Origin of the sequence: Mucilaginibacter sp. KACC 22773 (genome assembly GCF_028736215.1) — a bacterium.
In the GTDB taxonomy this organism is placed as follows: domain Bacteria; phylum Bacteroidota; class Bacteroidia; order Sphingobacteriales; family Sphingobacteriaceae; genus Mucilaginibacter.
On record NZ_CP117883.1, the window covers coordinates 1,715,990 to 1,730,232 of the forward strand.

Sequence of the window (14,243 nt, forward strand, 5' to 3'; positions counted from 1 at the left end):
GAAGACCGGAAGTTTAGTAGCTTACCGGTCTTTTACATTATTAGTAGTCGGAAAGTCCGAAAGTTGGAAAAGTCCGAAAGCCGGAAAGTCCGAAAGTCGGAAAAGTCCGAAAGATAAAAAGACCGGTAAGCTTCGTAGCTCATTGGTCTTTTATATTTAGCCTACCGTTAGCTTCTGAACTTTCCGACTTCTGATCTTTCCGACTTTCCGACTTCCTCTCTTTTACATTATAATGATCTGGAAAGCTTTTATTTGCTATCAAACTTGTCGACCTTTGACAAAACAACTTTCGGACTTCCGGACTTTCCCGACTTCCGGACTAAAAAATGCACCCCAAACACGAAATCATCCGTTGCGAACGCTGCGAGGCGCCTTTTGAATGTAAAGCCAATTCATTCACCAAGTGCCAGTGCAGTACCGTGCAGCTTACGCTAAACGAGGTGCAGTATGTGAGTGAACTGTACGAGGGCTGTTTATGTGCTAATTGCCTCCTTGTTGTGCAGCAGGAGTATAGGGTAGGGATAGGCTCAGTTTGATGTTGGCCTGTATTTCTTTATTTTAGCATGCGATGCTAACAAACGAAGAGCTTAATAGAATCCTAAACTGGCTGCCTTACAGGGATGATTGGCCAATCGACAGAAATAAAACTGATGATGGTATCAACATCTATTACGGTGATCTTGTCAACCAGTTTAGAAACAACATTGCTTTCGAATCCTATATAACACAAGATGGAGAGATGTCTAACTTTATTGGTTTTCTATGTTATTTAACCAAATCTGAAAATCAGCAAAACGCTGTTTTGCTTTATATTAATTTGTGTGCGCCTGTTGCTGCCTATGGACAAGTTTCGTGTATAATAAACGGTGAGTTAAAAAGCTGGGGTTTTCTTAAATCAGACGATACGGGATTTGTGAAAGATACTTCATTAACAGTGGTTGAAGATCAAATTAAAAACATTCTTTATGTAAACAACATAGCTATTCTGGACAAGGACCTACTAAGCAGGCCACTTCCCCGGGGAATTATCACCGGCAATGACTTTTTATTGGGCGATCAATTATTAGATGGCATATTTCAAACGGCCGATTGATTACCTCCATCAATCTCCTCTCATAACGTAAAAAGGATATCTTAGTGCCAAATAATTTCCGGTTAACCATGGCCGCTATCAGCATCAAACAAAAACCGCACATTCAACAGGTTGATTATATCCGGGCGATTGCTTCGCTGGTTGTAACGCTGTACCATTTGGGTGGTAAAACCTTACCGGTTTTAAATTACGGCTGGCTGGGCGTTTATATGTTTTTCCTGTTATCGGGCTTTATCATTTGCTGGGCTATTCCCGAAAATTATAGCTGGAAGCTGAGTAGCCGCTTTATCCTTAAACGGGTTGTCCGTATCGAACCGCCGTATATCATCTCGATAGTGATGGCCATTATCATGAACTTTTTTTGGGTGGCCCATTACTGTCCCGATTGGGTTAACGCGGTTTGTCACCTGGCCTATCTTAATAGCTTTTTGGGGCAGCCATACTTAAGCCCCGTTTATTGGACGTTGGGCATCGAATTTCAGTTTTACCTATTTGTAGCGCTGTGTTTTCCATGGTTTACAGGTAAACGGGGGGCTTGGCTGTTATTGCTGTTAAATATTTTACCGGTATTTTTAAAGGTGCCAGGCAACACTTTAATCAATAGCTTCCCGGTGTTTGCGCTGGGTATTTTGTATTATTTATATAAGGTAAAAGGAAAAACTTTAAATGATGTGCTTGTTTTTGGTATTTTAATTACCGCTTGCAGCGTGTATTCGGTTGGTTTGGCGCAAACCTGCGCGGCATTACTTGCCCTGGGTATATTGTTGTTGCCTTTAAAAAGTTACCCTGTTATCAGCTTTCTTTCTAAAATTTCATTTTCGCTGTACCTCACCCATGATATCATTGGCAGTAACCTGGTTGTTTACCTGGGTATGCTGTTGCCGAAATCACTGTTTTTTAAAGGAATAGAGTTCTTAACAGGCCTTGGCGTGAGCATTTTGTTTGCCTGGGGATTTTATTTACTGGTTGAGAAGCCTTGTTTGAAATTATCAAAACAAGTGAATTATAACATATAGTTTATTATCGTTTGCCGTTATCTCATCTTAGTGTAACATGTACATGACAATTAGCATTTTATCAAAAAAATAAAGGATTGGGGTGTAACATTTGAAGTATTTTCGCCTCCAATTACCAAAATCTTTATAAATGAAACGTTTTTACTTTTTTATACTTCTATTCTGTTTTGCCGTTTCGGCTAAAGCTCAATTTGGGGTAGGTGGCGGCGGCCCCACAGTTGTTGGCCGCATATCTGGTACTGTTATTGATTCTGTTACCAAACAACCTATGGATTATACATCTGTAGGTCTGTATCGCAGTGGCGGTAAATCGCCCATAAATGGTGTTTTAACCGACTCGAAAGGTAATTTTAAGATAGACAATGTAAAGCCTGGGAGCTACAAACTCCTTATTTCTTTTCTTGGTTATCCATCAAAAACGATAGATCCTGTGGTAACTACGGCTTCAAAACCCGATGCAAAACTGAATACGGTTTATTTGTCGCCAGGATCAAAGACACTGGCAACCGTTAATGTCGTTGGTCAGGCACCGCTGGTAGAAAACAAGATAGACAAAATTGTCTATAACGCCGAAAAAGACCTTACATCTGCAGGCGGTAACGCTACAGATGTGTTGCAAAAAGTACCCTTGGTAAACGTGGATATTAACGGTAACGTATCAATCCGCGGCGATCAGAATGTTAAAGTTTTGATTAACGGTAAACCATCCGGCGCCACATCGGCCAGTTTATCCGATGTTTTAAAAACCATCCCTGCCGATCAGATCAAGAGCATCGAGGTGGTAACATCTCCATCTGCAAAATATGATGCGGAAGGCTCTGGTGGTATCATCAACATCATTACCAAGCAAAAAAATGTATCAGGCATCAGCGGCTCGGTAAGCGGTGGTGTGGGTACACGCCAAAACAACGGTAACATTAACCTTAACTATAATAAAAACAGGTTTAGCCTGGGCATTAATGCCGGCGGTAACTTAACCTGGCCGCAAACATCAACAACCACGTTCGATCAGCAGTTTAAAGGTGCTGATGGAAGTATAACCCGCCATAACTTTAACAACTCGACAAGCCGTATTAAAAGGCATGGCGTCATAAGCTCAGTAACTATGGGGTACGAGGTTAATGCGTTCAACAGCTTTAACAGTACCTTCAGACTTAATGATGGTGGTTTTAATATTGCCGGAAACGGTATTAATAATATACAAGCCGGGAGTATTTTAACCCAATACACAAGTACAACCCAATCGCACAATCATTTTGGTGGTTTTGACTGGAACCTTGATTATACGCACAAGTTTAAAAAAGAAGGGGAGGAGTTTACGCTTTCGGGCCAATGGAGCCATAGCATTATCAAAACAGACTACAACAGCTTGTTTACAGCAGTTAACCCAAGCCAAAAGGGAAATAACGATGGTAAAAACAACGAATATACTTTCCAGGCCGATTATACTTTGCCTGTAAGCAAAGTAGTAAAAATTGAGGCCGGCGGTAAAACCATACAACGCCGCATAAACAGTAACTACGATATATTTGATACAGATAACAGCGGCAACAATGCCATTCGCGATTCATTGAACTCGAACCTGTATGATTATAACCAGAACGTATACGCCGGTTATACTGTTTTAACCTTCACTTTACCAAAAAGCTATTCGTTACTGGTAGGTGGCCGTGTTGAAAACACCAGGATAAAAGGCGACCCGCAGAATCCTTACCAGGATCCGGATAAGGTGGGCGATCTGTACCAGAACTTAAGCCCATTTAGCACCAGCTATACAACTTATGTTCCGAGCCTGACCATACAGAAACAACTGGGCAGCCAAACGCTTAAATTATCATACAGCAAGCGTATACAAAGGCCAAGCCTGCAGTTTTTAAATCCGTTTATTAACCGCAGTTCCATACAAAGCCAAACGGTTGGTAACGTAAACCTGGCGCCCGAAGTATCGCAAACCATAGAACTGAACATTAACAAATTCGTTAAATCATCGGTGATCAACTTCTCGGTTTATTATAAAAATACCAACAACATGATTGAGGGTATCGCTGATACACTGACCGAAACCATCCATAACCAGGTAGTACATGCTACCCGTACCGCTTATCAAAACATTGGTAAAAATAATTCGTTTGGCGCAAGTTTCTTTGGGTCGATAAACCCGATAAAACCTTTAACCATACGGGCAAGCATCAATGGTTATACCTATAACCCAACCATATTTGATGCTTATAAAGATAAGGCTTCGGCAACGGGTGTTTATTTCCAATACTCGGCTTTCGGAAGTGCATCATACCAGTTTCCGCATAACTTTTTGGCCGAATTGTTTGGCTTTACCAACTCGGCCCGCCGTACCATACAAGGTACCAGCCCGGCATTCGGTATTTATGCCTTTGGTTTAAAGAAACAGTTTATGGATAAAAAACTGGCTATCGGCTTTAACACCGTTCAGCCATTTGCCCGCGACAAACACTTCGACCAAAACATAAGCAGCGACGCATTTTCGTTAAAAAGCTCAACCGCGTTCCCTTTCCGCTCTTTCGGTATAACGTTTAGCTACAGCTTTGGTAAACTAAGCTTCAGCAACCCGCAACAACAGAAAAAAGGCGTAAACAACGATGACCTTAAACAAGGCGATCAGGGTGGTGGCCAGGGTGGCACACCATCAGGAGGAAGATAAGACTTTAGAGTCAAGAGTCAAGAATCAAGACTTTTTGAAAATAGCAGGGCCGGGAGAGTTAATCTTCCGGCTCTTTTTTACTTATAGTTACATTGATGCCATGTCGCTACTCCTTATAGTGAGGTGTTCGCAAAATGCTGATTGTCAGCGATATTTTTTTAATAATCTATGTCATTGCGAGGAACGAAGCAATCGCGGACTATACAGGGCGGATCTGCACGGTTCGCGATTGCCACGCTGCGCTTATAATGACATGATTATAATACGTTGATTATCAAATGTATTTTTTATTCCCCTCTCGAGAGGGGGCGCGGTAGGAGGTGCGTTGGCAGGGGTGTGTTTTTCCGCGTTTCATTGTGCGTGCATAACACACCCCTCCGCCCCTCTCAAGAGGGGAATCGCACTTTTCCACCGCTTTTTAAAAGGAAGCGCAAATCTGATGGTACCCAGAATAACCCCATTTGCAACCATGTCATTACTGTTTTTTCCAGCCGAAGCTGATGGATACTCGCTATGACATGGTTGTTGTGAGGCTCTAAAGCAAACGCGTCATCCCTATTTTTTTAGGATCATTCTGAAGTATATTCGCAATGCCGTTCCGGAGGCGTCTTGATTCTTGACTCTTAATTGTTGATTCTACTCTGCCTCCACATTAATCCCTATCTGTTTCAATAACAGCGAGGCGTTGAAAGTTTTGCATTCACCGTGCTTTATCTTGTAATCAAACAGCATTTCGCCGTCTTTTACCTGGATATCGAAGTAGAAGTTGCGTACATAATCTGGGTATTTATCTTCCAGGCGGGCAATTTGTAAATCGTGAGTGGCCACCATACCCACAGCATTTTTGCGGATCAGTTGTTCGATCACGGCTTTGGAACCGAGGTATTTATCAACAGAGTTGGTGCCGCGCAGCATTTCATCTATCAGGAAAAATATCTTGGGCTCGTTTTCTACCGCGGCCAGCAACATTTGCAGGCGGTCGAGCTCGGCCTTAAAGGTTGATGTGCTTTCGTTAAGTGAATCTTTAATGCGCATGTAGCTAATGATGGTGATAACCGATACCCGCATGCTTTTAGCGCACACAGGAGCGCCGCAAAGCGCCAGTACGGTATTTATACCTATGGTGCGCAAAAAAGTGCTCTTGCCCGCCATATTTGAGCCTGTGATAATATCTATCTTATGGGTATCTTCCAGCTCATAATTATTTTCGATGCGTTTAGTGGCTTCAATAAGCGGGTGAGCAAGTGATTGGGCAATAAGTGTGTAACCTGGCTTATCTTCAATTTGCGGGTAAGCCCAGTCGGGGTAATTAATGGTGAGGCTTGCCAGGCTGATAAGTGCTTCAAATTCGGCGATGACATCAAAAGCGGCTTCCAGGCTATCGTTATTCCGGCGTTTCCAGTTTTCGATAGCTATTACCTGACGGATATCCCACAAAAAGAACAGGTTAAGCACAAAACCGACAATCATGTTAAGGTGATAATTGAGTTTGTTGATCAGGTTGGCTAACTCTTTTATTTTGTTGGAAGTTTGGCTGGTTTTTAACAATCCGGCAAGCGAGGCATTATAGCTGGCTTGCCAGGGCTCGTCTTCTGCCTGTTTAAATACATCGGCGTATTTGGCCAGGGTATCGCCAATTTTACCGGCAATCATATCAGCTTTGCTAATGTACATGGCTTTAGAGAATACGATGCCCATGTTAGCAATACCTATTATAATGGCCGCCAGCCTGGCGTAAGGGATAAACCAGGCCAGTATTAAAACACCGGTAAACAAATATGGCGCTATTTTGGTATACATGGCAAGCCATTTTTCGCCGGGCATATCAAGCGGAAGGTGCAGGTATTTGAAAAGGTTTTTAAGCTGATTTACATCCTGCTGAATGGCAAATACCAATAGAGTTTGTACCGAAAGCTTCCAATCGTTTTTGGTAGCTATTTCTTTAACAGCCTCCTGCCGCTGTAGAATGGTGAGTTTGGTAGCCGGCTTATCAAACCATTCGGCAAGTTTGTTATTGCCTGTAGATGTAGCTGTGCGGTTAACCAACTGGTACAGGGAGGCGTTGCCGAAAATATCCAGGTCGGAGGTGTAAAAATGCTTCTCGTTACCAAAGCGGGTGCCATCGTTATACATATTGGCATGGGTTTGGATGCTGCTGGCGATTTCGTTCAGGTTTACTTTTTGCAAATCGTCGTAGTACTGTTTAAGTTTTTCGAACCGGCTTTGGCGTGATACCAGCCACGCAAACGCAAAAACAAGTACCACAAAAGCCACGGCCACAATGGTAAAATTATCCTGCTGCACGGCAATGCTGATGGCTACAACAATAAGCGCGAAGATGCTGAGCCTTAATAACGAATACGTATTGGCAAGCTTTTTATATTTGGCGGCTTCCTGCTGTGCGGCATTGGCGCGTTGTTCATAATTGTTAATAATATCCTGTTGCATACCTGGTAAAAAAGTTGTGGCTAAATAAACACATATATTTTAAATAAACGTTTATTTGTTTGAGATATGAAGATTACGTTTTTAACCGTTGGCAAAACAGAAGATGCCTATTTAAAAGAGGGCATAGATAAATATGTAAAACGCCTGAAGCATTACACCAAACTGGAACTGGTAGAGATTAACGAACTGAAAAATACCAAAGCCCTCACGGCAGATCAGCAAAAAGCAAAAGAGGCAGAGCTTATCCTGAAAAAAATAAGCCCGCTTGATCATGTGATTTTGATGGATGAGAAAGGCAACGAATACACATCTACCCAGTTTGCCGCCTATATCAACAAAAAAGAGATCAGCCTATCGGCCAACCTGATATTCGTTATTGGTGGCCCTTATGGGTTCGATCAATCGGTGTACCAACGTGCTAACGATAAAATTTCATTGTCGCGAATGACTTTCTCGCACCAGATGGTCCGCCTTTTTTTTGTTGAGCAGCTTTACAGGGCGTACACCATTTTGAAGGGCGAGCCGTATCATCACGAGTAGATGTGCAGATGTGCAGATTTCAGATGTGCAGATGAGGAGGGATATGCAGATATGCAAATTTCAGATGTGCAGATGACTGGGATAGATGTTAAATGATTTTAGCAGATATGTTTTTTTCATCTGCATATCTGCACATCTGAAACTTGCACATCCGAAGAGTATGAACTTCTGATTAAGATGGATAATCTGCACATCTAAAATTTGAAATTTGCACATCTAAAACCCTACCTTTGCGCTATGGGTCACGATCATTCACATTCTCACTCGCACGGCGGGCATCATCACCATGATCATGCGCCCAAGCTGGACCATTTGAATACAGCCTTTATTGTAGGCATCATCTTAAATTCGGCTTTTGTAATTATAGAAACCATAGCTGGTTTTATGACACATTCGCTGTCGTTGTTAACCGATGCAGGGCATAACCTGAGCGACGTGGCCTCTTTGGCTTTGGCGCTGCTGGCCTTTAAGCTTACTAAAGTAAGCGCCAACAGTAAGTATACCTACGGCTATAAAAGATCGACCATCATCGTATCCTTTTTTAATGCCATGATCCTGTTTGTAGCTGTTGGCTTTATTGTTTACGAAGCCATTATGCGTTTCCTGAATCCCGAAACGGTATCAGGTGGTACCATGGCCTGGGTAGCTTTTATTGGTATTGGTATCAATGCCCTTACTGCCTGGCTGTTTGTGAAAGATAAAGATACCGACCTGAATGTTAAAGGTGCTTACCTGCACATGGCGGTTGATGCCATTGTATCACTTGGCGTTGTTATATCGGGCGTTATCATCTATTTTACCAGGCTGTATTGGATTGATAGTATTGTAAGTATAGTTATTGCCATTGTGATATTACGCGGAACCTGGGGGCTGTTAAAAGACAGCCTGCGCCTGGAGATGGACGGCGTACCTGCCGAAATGGATTTGGAAAAAATAAAAGCCGAACTGATGAAAGGCAAAGGCGTAGTAGATGTGCACCACATGCACGTATGGGCACTTAGCACTACCGAGAATGCACTTACCGCCCACCTGGTTATCAAACCAGAGAATATGGCCGATTTTGATAGTATTAAACATGACCTCCGTCACCGGTTGGAACACATGGAAATAAACCATAGCACCTTTGAGCCCGAGTTTGCCGATGAAAAGTGCGGGCAGCCAGAATGTGCGTAGGGTTTTAAGTGACTGGCATGAAAGACTTTAGTACAGCCGTTGAAAATTTGCTTTTAAAAGCAGGCTGGTATAAAGGCCGGAAAATAGACGTAGATCTTTTCAGACAATCTCTTAAAGAAGATGGTTTTACATTAATACCCATTGTTGAGGAGTTTTTAAGAGAGTTTGGATGGCTTCGGATTTTTTTTGATAAACTTTCCGGGCAAAAAGACTCATTTCATTTCGATGCTCAGAAGGCAACCGAAGGGGTGCATCCAGGTTGGGCACAAAAGAAATACGCTGACCGCTTAAATAATAAAACGCTTTGTATAATTGGCGAAGGATATTCGGATCATTTAACATTGATGATGGATATTAACGGAAAAGTTTACGGCGGATACGATGATATCTTAATTTTTATTGCTGAAAATGGAAGAGATGCTATCGAGGCGATTTGCGCAGATAAAAAGTTTGAGCATATTCCCTAATTGACAGCTTTGCATAACATCAACGGAATTTATCAATCTGTATAATGCTAATAAGGTATTGGTTTGTGTTTGAATTTGCATCTCTGAATGAGATACCTATGGGCCTGGGGTTCGGTTGTGGTATAACAGCACATAACTGCGATGATGCAATTTTTATAATGAAAACGATTGTCTTTAAAGGGGAACCAATCCCTGTTATAAAAAACGTAATTGAAAACGTTGATGTTTCAACTTTGGATGTAGGACACGTTTTGCCAAACATATTTCCACCTGTTTGGCGAGGGGTTTGGTTTCCGGATGGCTACGATTATTCAAATAATTCTTCCTAATTTAACGCTCAATAATAAACCTGCTATGAGTACTACCAACAGACGAAAATTCATAACCACTACAGCCGCCCTGGCAGCAGGAACGGCAGCAGCATCTGCAATGTCAATGATAGATCAAAAAGAAGAATGGCCCGTAATACACCATGTGTTTTTCTGGCTTAAAAATCCCGGTTCGGTTGAAGATAGGGACAAACTGGTTGCAGGCGTTAAAACCCTGTCGAAAATAGAAACCGTTAAAAAACTGCGTGTAGGCGTTGTTGCCAGCACCGAAAAACGTGATGTGGTTGATAACAGCTGGGCTGTATCTGAACTGATGTTTTTTAGCGACCTTGCCGGACAGGCAACCTATCAAACCCACCCCATACACCTGGAGTTTATCAAAAATTGCAGCCACCTTTGGGAAAAAGTGATTGTTTATGACGCGGTGGAAGCGTAAGGAATGAAATTCTAAATAGATCAACCGTCATTGCTAGGAACGAAGCAATCCTTGACAGGCTAAGTCCTACATTATTTAGGATTACTTCGTTCCTCGCAATGGCGGTAGTTTGCTACGTATTTAATTATATTTCTTTCCACACCACAACGATTTTTTGGAGGTTACCTAACGGGCCCTTACAACGGCGGCGAAAAAAAGAGATTGATAGAAAAGCAAAAAGCCGATTACTCGGCTTTTTTTGTGGCTTTTTTAGCTTTTGCTTTTGGAGCGGGAGCTGGCTCCGGTTCGGCGGCAACTACCTCGGCAACCGGTTCTTCAACTTCGGCTGTTGTGGTCTCTGGGGCCGGTGCCTGGGTTGGATCCACTTCGTTAAACAACGGTAAATCTTTAAGGATATGGAACCAGGTAAGGATCTTTTTCATATCTGAGGCATATACTTTCTCCTCGTCATGATCCGGTGCCACTTCGTAAAAGAATGTGCGCATTTTTTTACCATCAGCTTTAGCGTCGGGTACGTTTGCGGCGGCTTTCATCTGCTCAAAAACATCGGTAAGCCTGATATCATCCTCAATACCAAAAATAGTTATTTCGGTAAGGGCAGCCAGTTTAGCTGTTGACAGGTTGGCTACCAGTTTTGTTTTTTGTGCATCCAGGCTCTCCAGTACATAACCGGTTTTGTTTTGAGCCAACGCCCGCCATAATCCCGGTTTGCCAGATACGGCTACAATTCCTTGTAAATTCATTTGTTTGGTTGATTGGGAGAGTAGTTGATTAGGTTGATTAAGTTAAGTGGTTGATTAAGTTTAAATATTTAACCTAATCAACTCAATCAACCACTCACTATAAACTTAATCCTCTATTACTTCGATGCTTAAAATTTTATCGCCCTGGCGAATAGCGTCAACAACGTCAACGTTTTCAATCACTTTACCAAATACGGTGTGGTTACGATCTAAGTGAGCGGTATTTGTACGGTTATGGCAGATAAAGAATTGTGAGCTGCCGGTGTTACGGCCGGCATGTGCCATTGAAAGCACACCACGGTCATGATATTGGTTATCGCCTGTCAATTCGCAATCAATTTTGTAGCCTGCGCCACCAGCACCGGTACCGGTTGGGTCGCCACCCTGTACCATAAAGTTAGGGATAACGCGGTGGAAGATAACACCATCGTAAAAGTTTGATTTTGCTAATTTTTTAAAGTTAGCTACAGTATTTGGGGCATCCTGATCGTAAAACTCTACGGTCATGTCGCCTTTTTCAGTTTTGATTATTGCTTTGCTCATTTCTTTGTTTTTTTGAAAACAGTTGGCAAAGGTAATAAAATTGAGGTGAAAGGGAAAAGGATTTTAGAGGCAAAAGGTTAAAGGCGAAAGGTAAAGGGTTACGCAACTTAAAGTTCTATATCTTTAACTAAATTGAGTAAATATTCGGTTTTTTCGATAATCATGGTTTTCATTCGGCCATCGCGAATAGCTTGCCATGCTTCAAGTTCGTGCCAGTTACCATAAGGTGATTCGACCTTGTTAAACCATGGCCACCAATCACTTGTTTTTAATCCGTTGCCAGGCAAAGAGAATATTTCTTTTCTTAAACCGATCGGGATTTCGAATTTATTAGGATCCTCTTGCAAAATTCCATAAATCATTTCCCTATCAAAGTACTGAAATTGAAAGCTTATACTTAAATGCTTCCATTCAGGTCGCCATATATAAATTCCGCTATAACGTTTTTCAAATGCTATTTCATATTTGCATTCTAAACCAATTTCCTGAAAATGGTTTTCAATTGTTTTGCCAAAATCATCTGAAACTTTTTGACATGCTACATCTAATGCTTTTGAAATTGCCCACGATTCTTCGATGTACGATTTAAGTAGGTCGCTCAGCTCTTCTTCCATATTGTGATTTAGTGTTTGATTGGTTAGGTGCTTAATTAAATTGATGTAATGAGTGATTGCTTCTCTTACAATTGGATAGACTGTTACTTCTTTACGACAAAGTTCCAGCCAGTGCAACATGTCATATTTGTATGATACGCATTTATAGTGTACATCTTCAATCATCTCTCCTTTACTATTATCTGACGGGGGCTTTCCATCCAAAGTCAAGTATATAATATCGGCGTTTGATGAGTTGTTAAAATATCGGGTTAACTGATGATCCTGATCGCCAGCATATATTTTATTCTCAATTATAATCTGATGATTGTGCTTATCTTTGATGGTAATATCTATTCTGCCACCGTAAGTTCTGTCTTCGCTTATCTGACCTATATAGTCCTCTACTTTAATCTTGCATGAACATACGTCAATCGGATTGTTCTTAAAGCAAATAGATTTTATAAACAGCTCAAGAAAAATTTCTTTTTGTCCATGACTACCGTTGGGGTTTAGTAATTCCGCAAGGAAAGCCGAATGCATCCTGACCTCAGAGGATTCAAGTTTAAGAATTCTAAAAACGTTAAAATTTTCTCCTGTTAGTTCGTTGATTTTTTTGTAACGAGTATTGATCGCATTTACTTGGTCGAGTAGATTTTTATATTGGTGTAGTTCCATTAGTGATGATAAGGTTTGGCAATGTACTAAGTAAGTAATTTAGATTTATAGATATTCTAAACTTTATTTCAATCCCGCCTCATCGTAATACATTCCCCGTTTATTCGTTACATTTGATAACCGATATCAATTTAAAACACACACCGGATAGTGAATAATCAATCAAACAAAAAATACCTTTCGCCTTTCACCTTTCGCCTTTCACCTTTTTCTCGGCCTTTCAAATACCTTTTACCTTTCGCCTTTTGCCTTTTACCTCTTTTGACAAAAGCTGCCTCTATCCTCATCCCCATGGACGATGAGCAAAAAGATCACCTGAAATCATACGGAATAGCTTTCCTGGCTTTAAAAAATGGGGAGGAAGTTGACTGGCTGCTTAATTACCGCGGCGGCAGCTTTATGATGAAGTATAACCAGAAGATGGAGGAGGAGTGCAAAATCCGTGGGGTAAGCTACCAGGTGCTGGCTGATGCTAAGGTGAGCGAGATTATTACCGAGGTAAGCGATCCATCGGTAAATATGGATGTGATTAAGTTGGAGAAGGCACCCAAAATGGCGGTTTACTCGCCGGAAAATAAACTACCCTGGGACGATGCCGTAACCCTGGTTTTAAAATATGCCGAAATTCCTTATGATGTAGTGTATGATGAAGAAGTGATCAGGGGCGATCTGCCCAAATATGATTGGCTGCACCTGCACCACGAGGATTTTACCGGGCAGTACAGTAAGTTTTACGGCGCCTTTAGGTTTGCACAATGGTATAATGATGACGTAAAAGGACAGGAAGCGCTGGCCCATAAGCTTGGCTTTAAAAAGGTATCGCAAATGAAGCTGGCGGTAGCCAAAAACATTCGGGATTTTTGTGCGGGCGGCGGTTTTTTGTTTGCCATGTGCTCGGGCACTGATACGTTTGATATTGCCCTGGCCTCATCCAATACGGATATCTGCGAACGGATGTTTGACGGCGATTCGGCCGACCCGGATGCACAATCGAAACTGGATTTTACACAAACTTTCGCTTTCCAGAATTTTACGCTGGACATGAACCCGATGTCGCACCAGTTTAGCAACATTGATGTAACTACTACCCGGCAGGTGGAGCGCCAGCGCGATTTTTTTACGCTGTTTGATTTTTCGGCCAAATGGGATGTAGTGCCCAGCATGCTCACCCAGGATCATGACAAAGTGATAAAAGGCTTCATGGGGCTTACAACAGCCTATAATAAAAGCATGCTAAAGCCCGGCGTAACCATCATGGGCGAAATGAAAACCGCCAATGAAGCCCGCTACATCCACGGCGAATACGGCAAAGGCCAATGGACCTTTTACGGCGGCCACGATCCCGAAGACTATCAACATGCCGTGGGCGATCCGCCAACAGATTTAAAGCTTCACCCCAATTCGGCAGGGTATCGCTTGATTTTGAACAATGTATTATTCCCGGCGGCAAAGAAGAAGAAGCAGAAAACGTAAAGAATTAATTTGAAGATTTGAGAATTTGAAAATT

The 14,243-nt window shown here is 42.0% G+C and carries 13 protein-coding genes; 9 read left to right on the forward strand and 4 right to left on the reverse strand.

What is annotated here, in order from left to right:
• Positions 1–326 precede the first annotated feature (326 nt).
• The 4 genes from PQ469_RS07545 to PQ469_RS07560 all read left to right on the forward strand — a co-directional run bounded on the left by PQ469_RS07545 (position 327) and on the right by PQ469_RS07560 (position 4,786).
• Complete coding sequence (locus PQ469_RS07545) at positions 327–536, forward strand: cysteine-rich CWC family protein (protein ID WP_274212394.1); 210 nt, start codon at positions 327–329, stop codon at positions 534–536.
• 32 nt (positions 537–568) lie between these two features.
• Entirely contained in the window at positions 569–1,093 is a 525-nt protein-coding gene (locus PQ469_RS07550) for a hypothetical protein (protein ID WP_274212395.1), read from the forward strand.
• Between the two features lie 44 nt (positions 1,094–1,137).
• Positions 1,138–2,109 carry an acyltransferase family protein gene (locus tag PQ469_RS07555; RefSeq protein WP_274212396.1) on the forward strand — a complete coding sequence of 324 codons (972 nt, stop codon included), beginning with the start codon at positions 1,138–1,140 and terminating at the stop codon, positions 2,107–2,109.
• A gap of 130 nt (positions 2,110–2,239) precedes the next feature.
• Positions 2,240–4,786, forward strand: a complete 2,547-nt coding sequence (locus tag PQ469_RS07560; RefSeq protein ID WP_274212397.1) for a TonB-dependent receptor — start codon at positions 2,240–2,242, stop codon at positions 4,784–4,786.
• Between the two features lie 636 nt (positions 4,787–5,422).
• Here the strand turns inward: PQ469_RS07560 and PQ469_RS07565 are convergent.
• Entirely contained in the window at positions 5,423–7,234 is a 1,812-nt protein-coding gene (locus PQ469_RS07565) for a MutS-related protein (protein ID WP_274212398.1), read from the reverse strand.
• A gap of 66 nt (positions 7,235–7,300) precedes the next feature.
• On the opposite strand from PQ469_RS07565, the gene rlmH reads away from it, so the two are divergent.
• From rlmH to PQ469_RS07585, 4 genes are all read left to right on the forward strand, one after another.
• Positions 7,301–7,774 (forward strand): 23S rRNA (pseudouridine(1915)-N(3))-methyltransferase RlmH, encoded by a 474-nt coding sequence (gene rlmH / locus PQ469_RS07570; RefSeq protein WP_090645149.1) that lies wholly within the window; start codon positions 7,301–7,303, stop codon positions 7,772–7,774.
• Between the two features lie 237 nt (positions 7,775–8,011).
• Positions 8,012–8,947 carry a cation diffusion facilitator family transporter gene (locus PQ469_RS07575; RefSeq protein WP_274212399.1) on the forward strand — a complete coding sequence of 312 codons (936 nt, stop codon included), beginning with the start codon at positions 8,012–8,014 and terminating at the stop codon, positions 8,945–8,947.
• 17 nt (positions 8,948–8,964) lie between these two features.
• A complete protein-coding gene (locus PQ469_RS07580; RefSeq protein ID WP_274212400.1) occupies positions 8,965–9,414 on the forward strand; it encodes an SUKH-3 domain-containing protein in 450 nt (149 codons plus the stop codon).
• Between the two features lie 354 nt (positions 9,415–9,768).
• The gene (locus tag PQ469_RS07585; RefSeq protein WP_274212401.1) at positions 9,769–10,179 is read left to right on the forward strand and encodes a Dabb family protein; all 411 of its coding nucleotides are present in this window, start codon (positions 9,769–9,771) and stop codon (positions 10,177–10,179) included.
• A 224-nt stretch (positions 10,180–10,403) separates the two neighbouring features.
• Here PQ469_RS07585 and PQ469_RS07590 read toward each other — a convergent pair whose 3' ends face one another.
• From PQ469_RS07590 to PQ469_RS07600, 3 genes are all read right to left on the reverse strand, one after another.
• The gene (locus PQ469_RS07590; protein ID WP_274212402.1) at positions 10,404–10,922 is read right to left on the reverse strand and encodes a DUF5606 family protein; all 519 of its coding nucleotides are present in this window, start codon (positions 10,920–10,922) and stop codon (positions 10,404–10,406) included.
• Between the two features lie 105 nt (positions 10,923–11,027).
• Positions 11,028–11,465, reverse strand: coding sequence for a peptidylprolyl isomerase (locus tag PQ469_RS07595; RefSeq protein WP_274212403.1), 438 nt, complete (start codon positions 11,463–11,465; stop codon positions 11,028–11,030).
• A gap of 107 nt (positions 11,466–11,572) precedes the next feature.
• Positions 11,573–12,736, reverse strand: coding sequence for a PDDEXK-like family protein (locus tag PQ469_RS07600; protein WP_274212404.1), 1,164 nt, complete (start codon positions 12,734–12,736; stop codon positions 11,573–11,575).
• A gap of 291 nt (positions 12,737–13,027) precedes the next feature.
• On the opposite strand from PQ469_RS07600, the gene PQ469_RS07605 reads away from it, so the two are divergent.
• Entirely contained in the window at positions 13,028–14,209 is a 1,182-nt protein-coding gene (locus tag PQ469_RS07605; protein WP_274213813.1) for an asparagine synthetase B, read from the forward strand.
• The last annotated feature ends 34 nt before the right edge of the window (positions 14,210–14,243 follow it).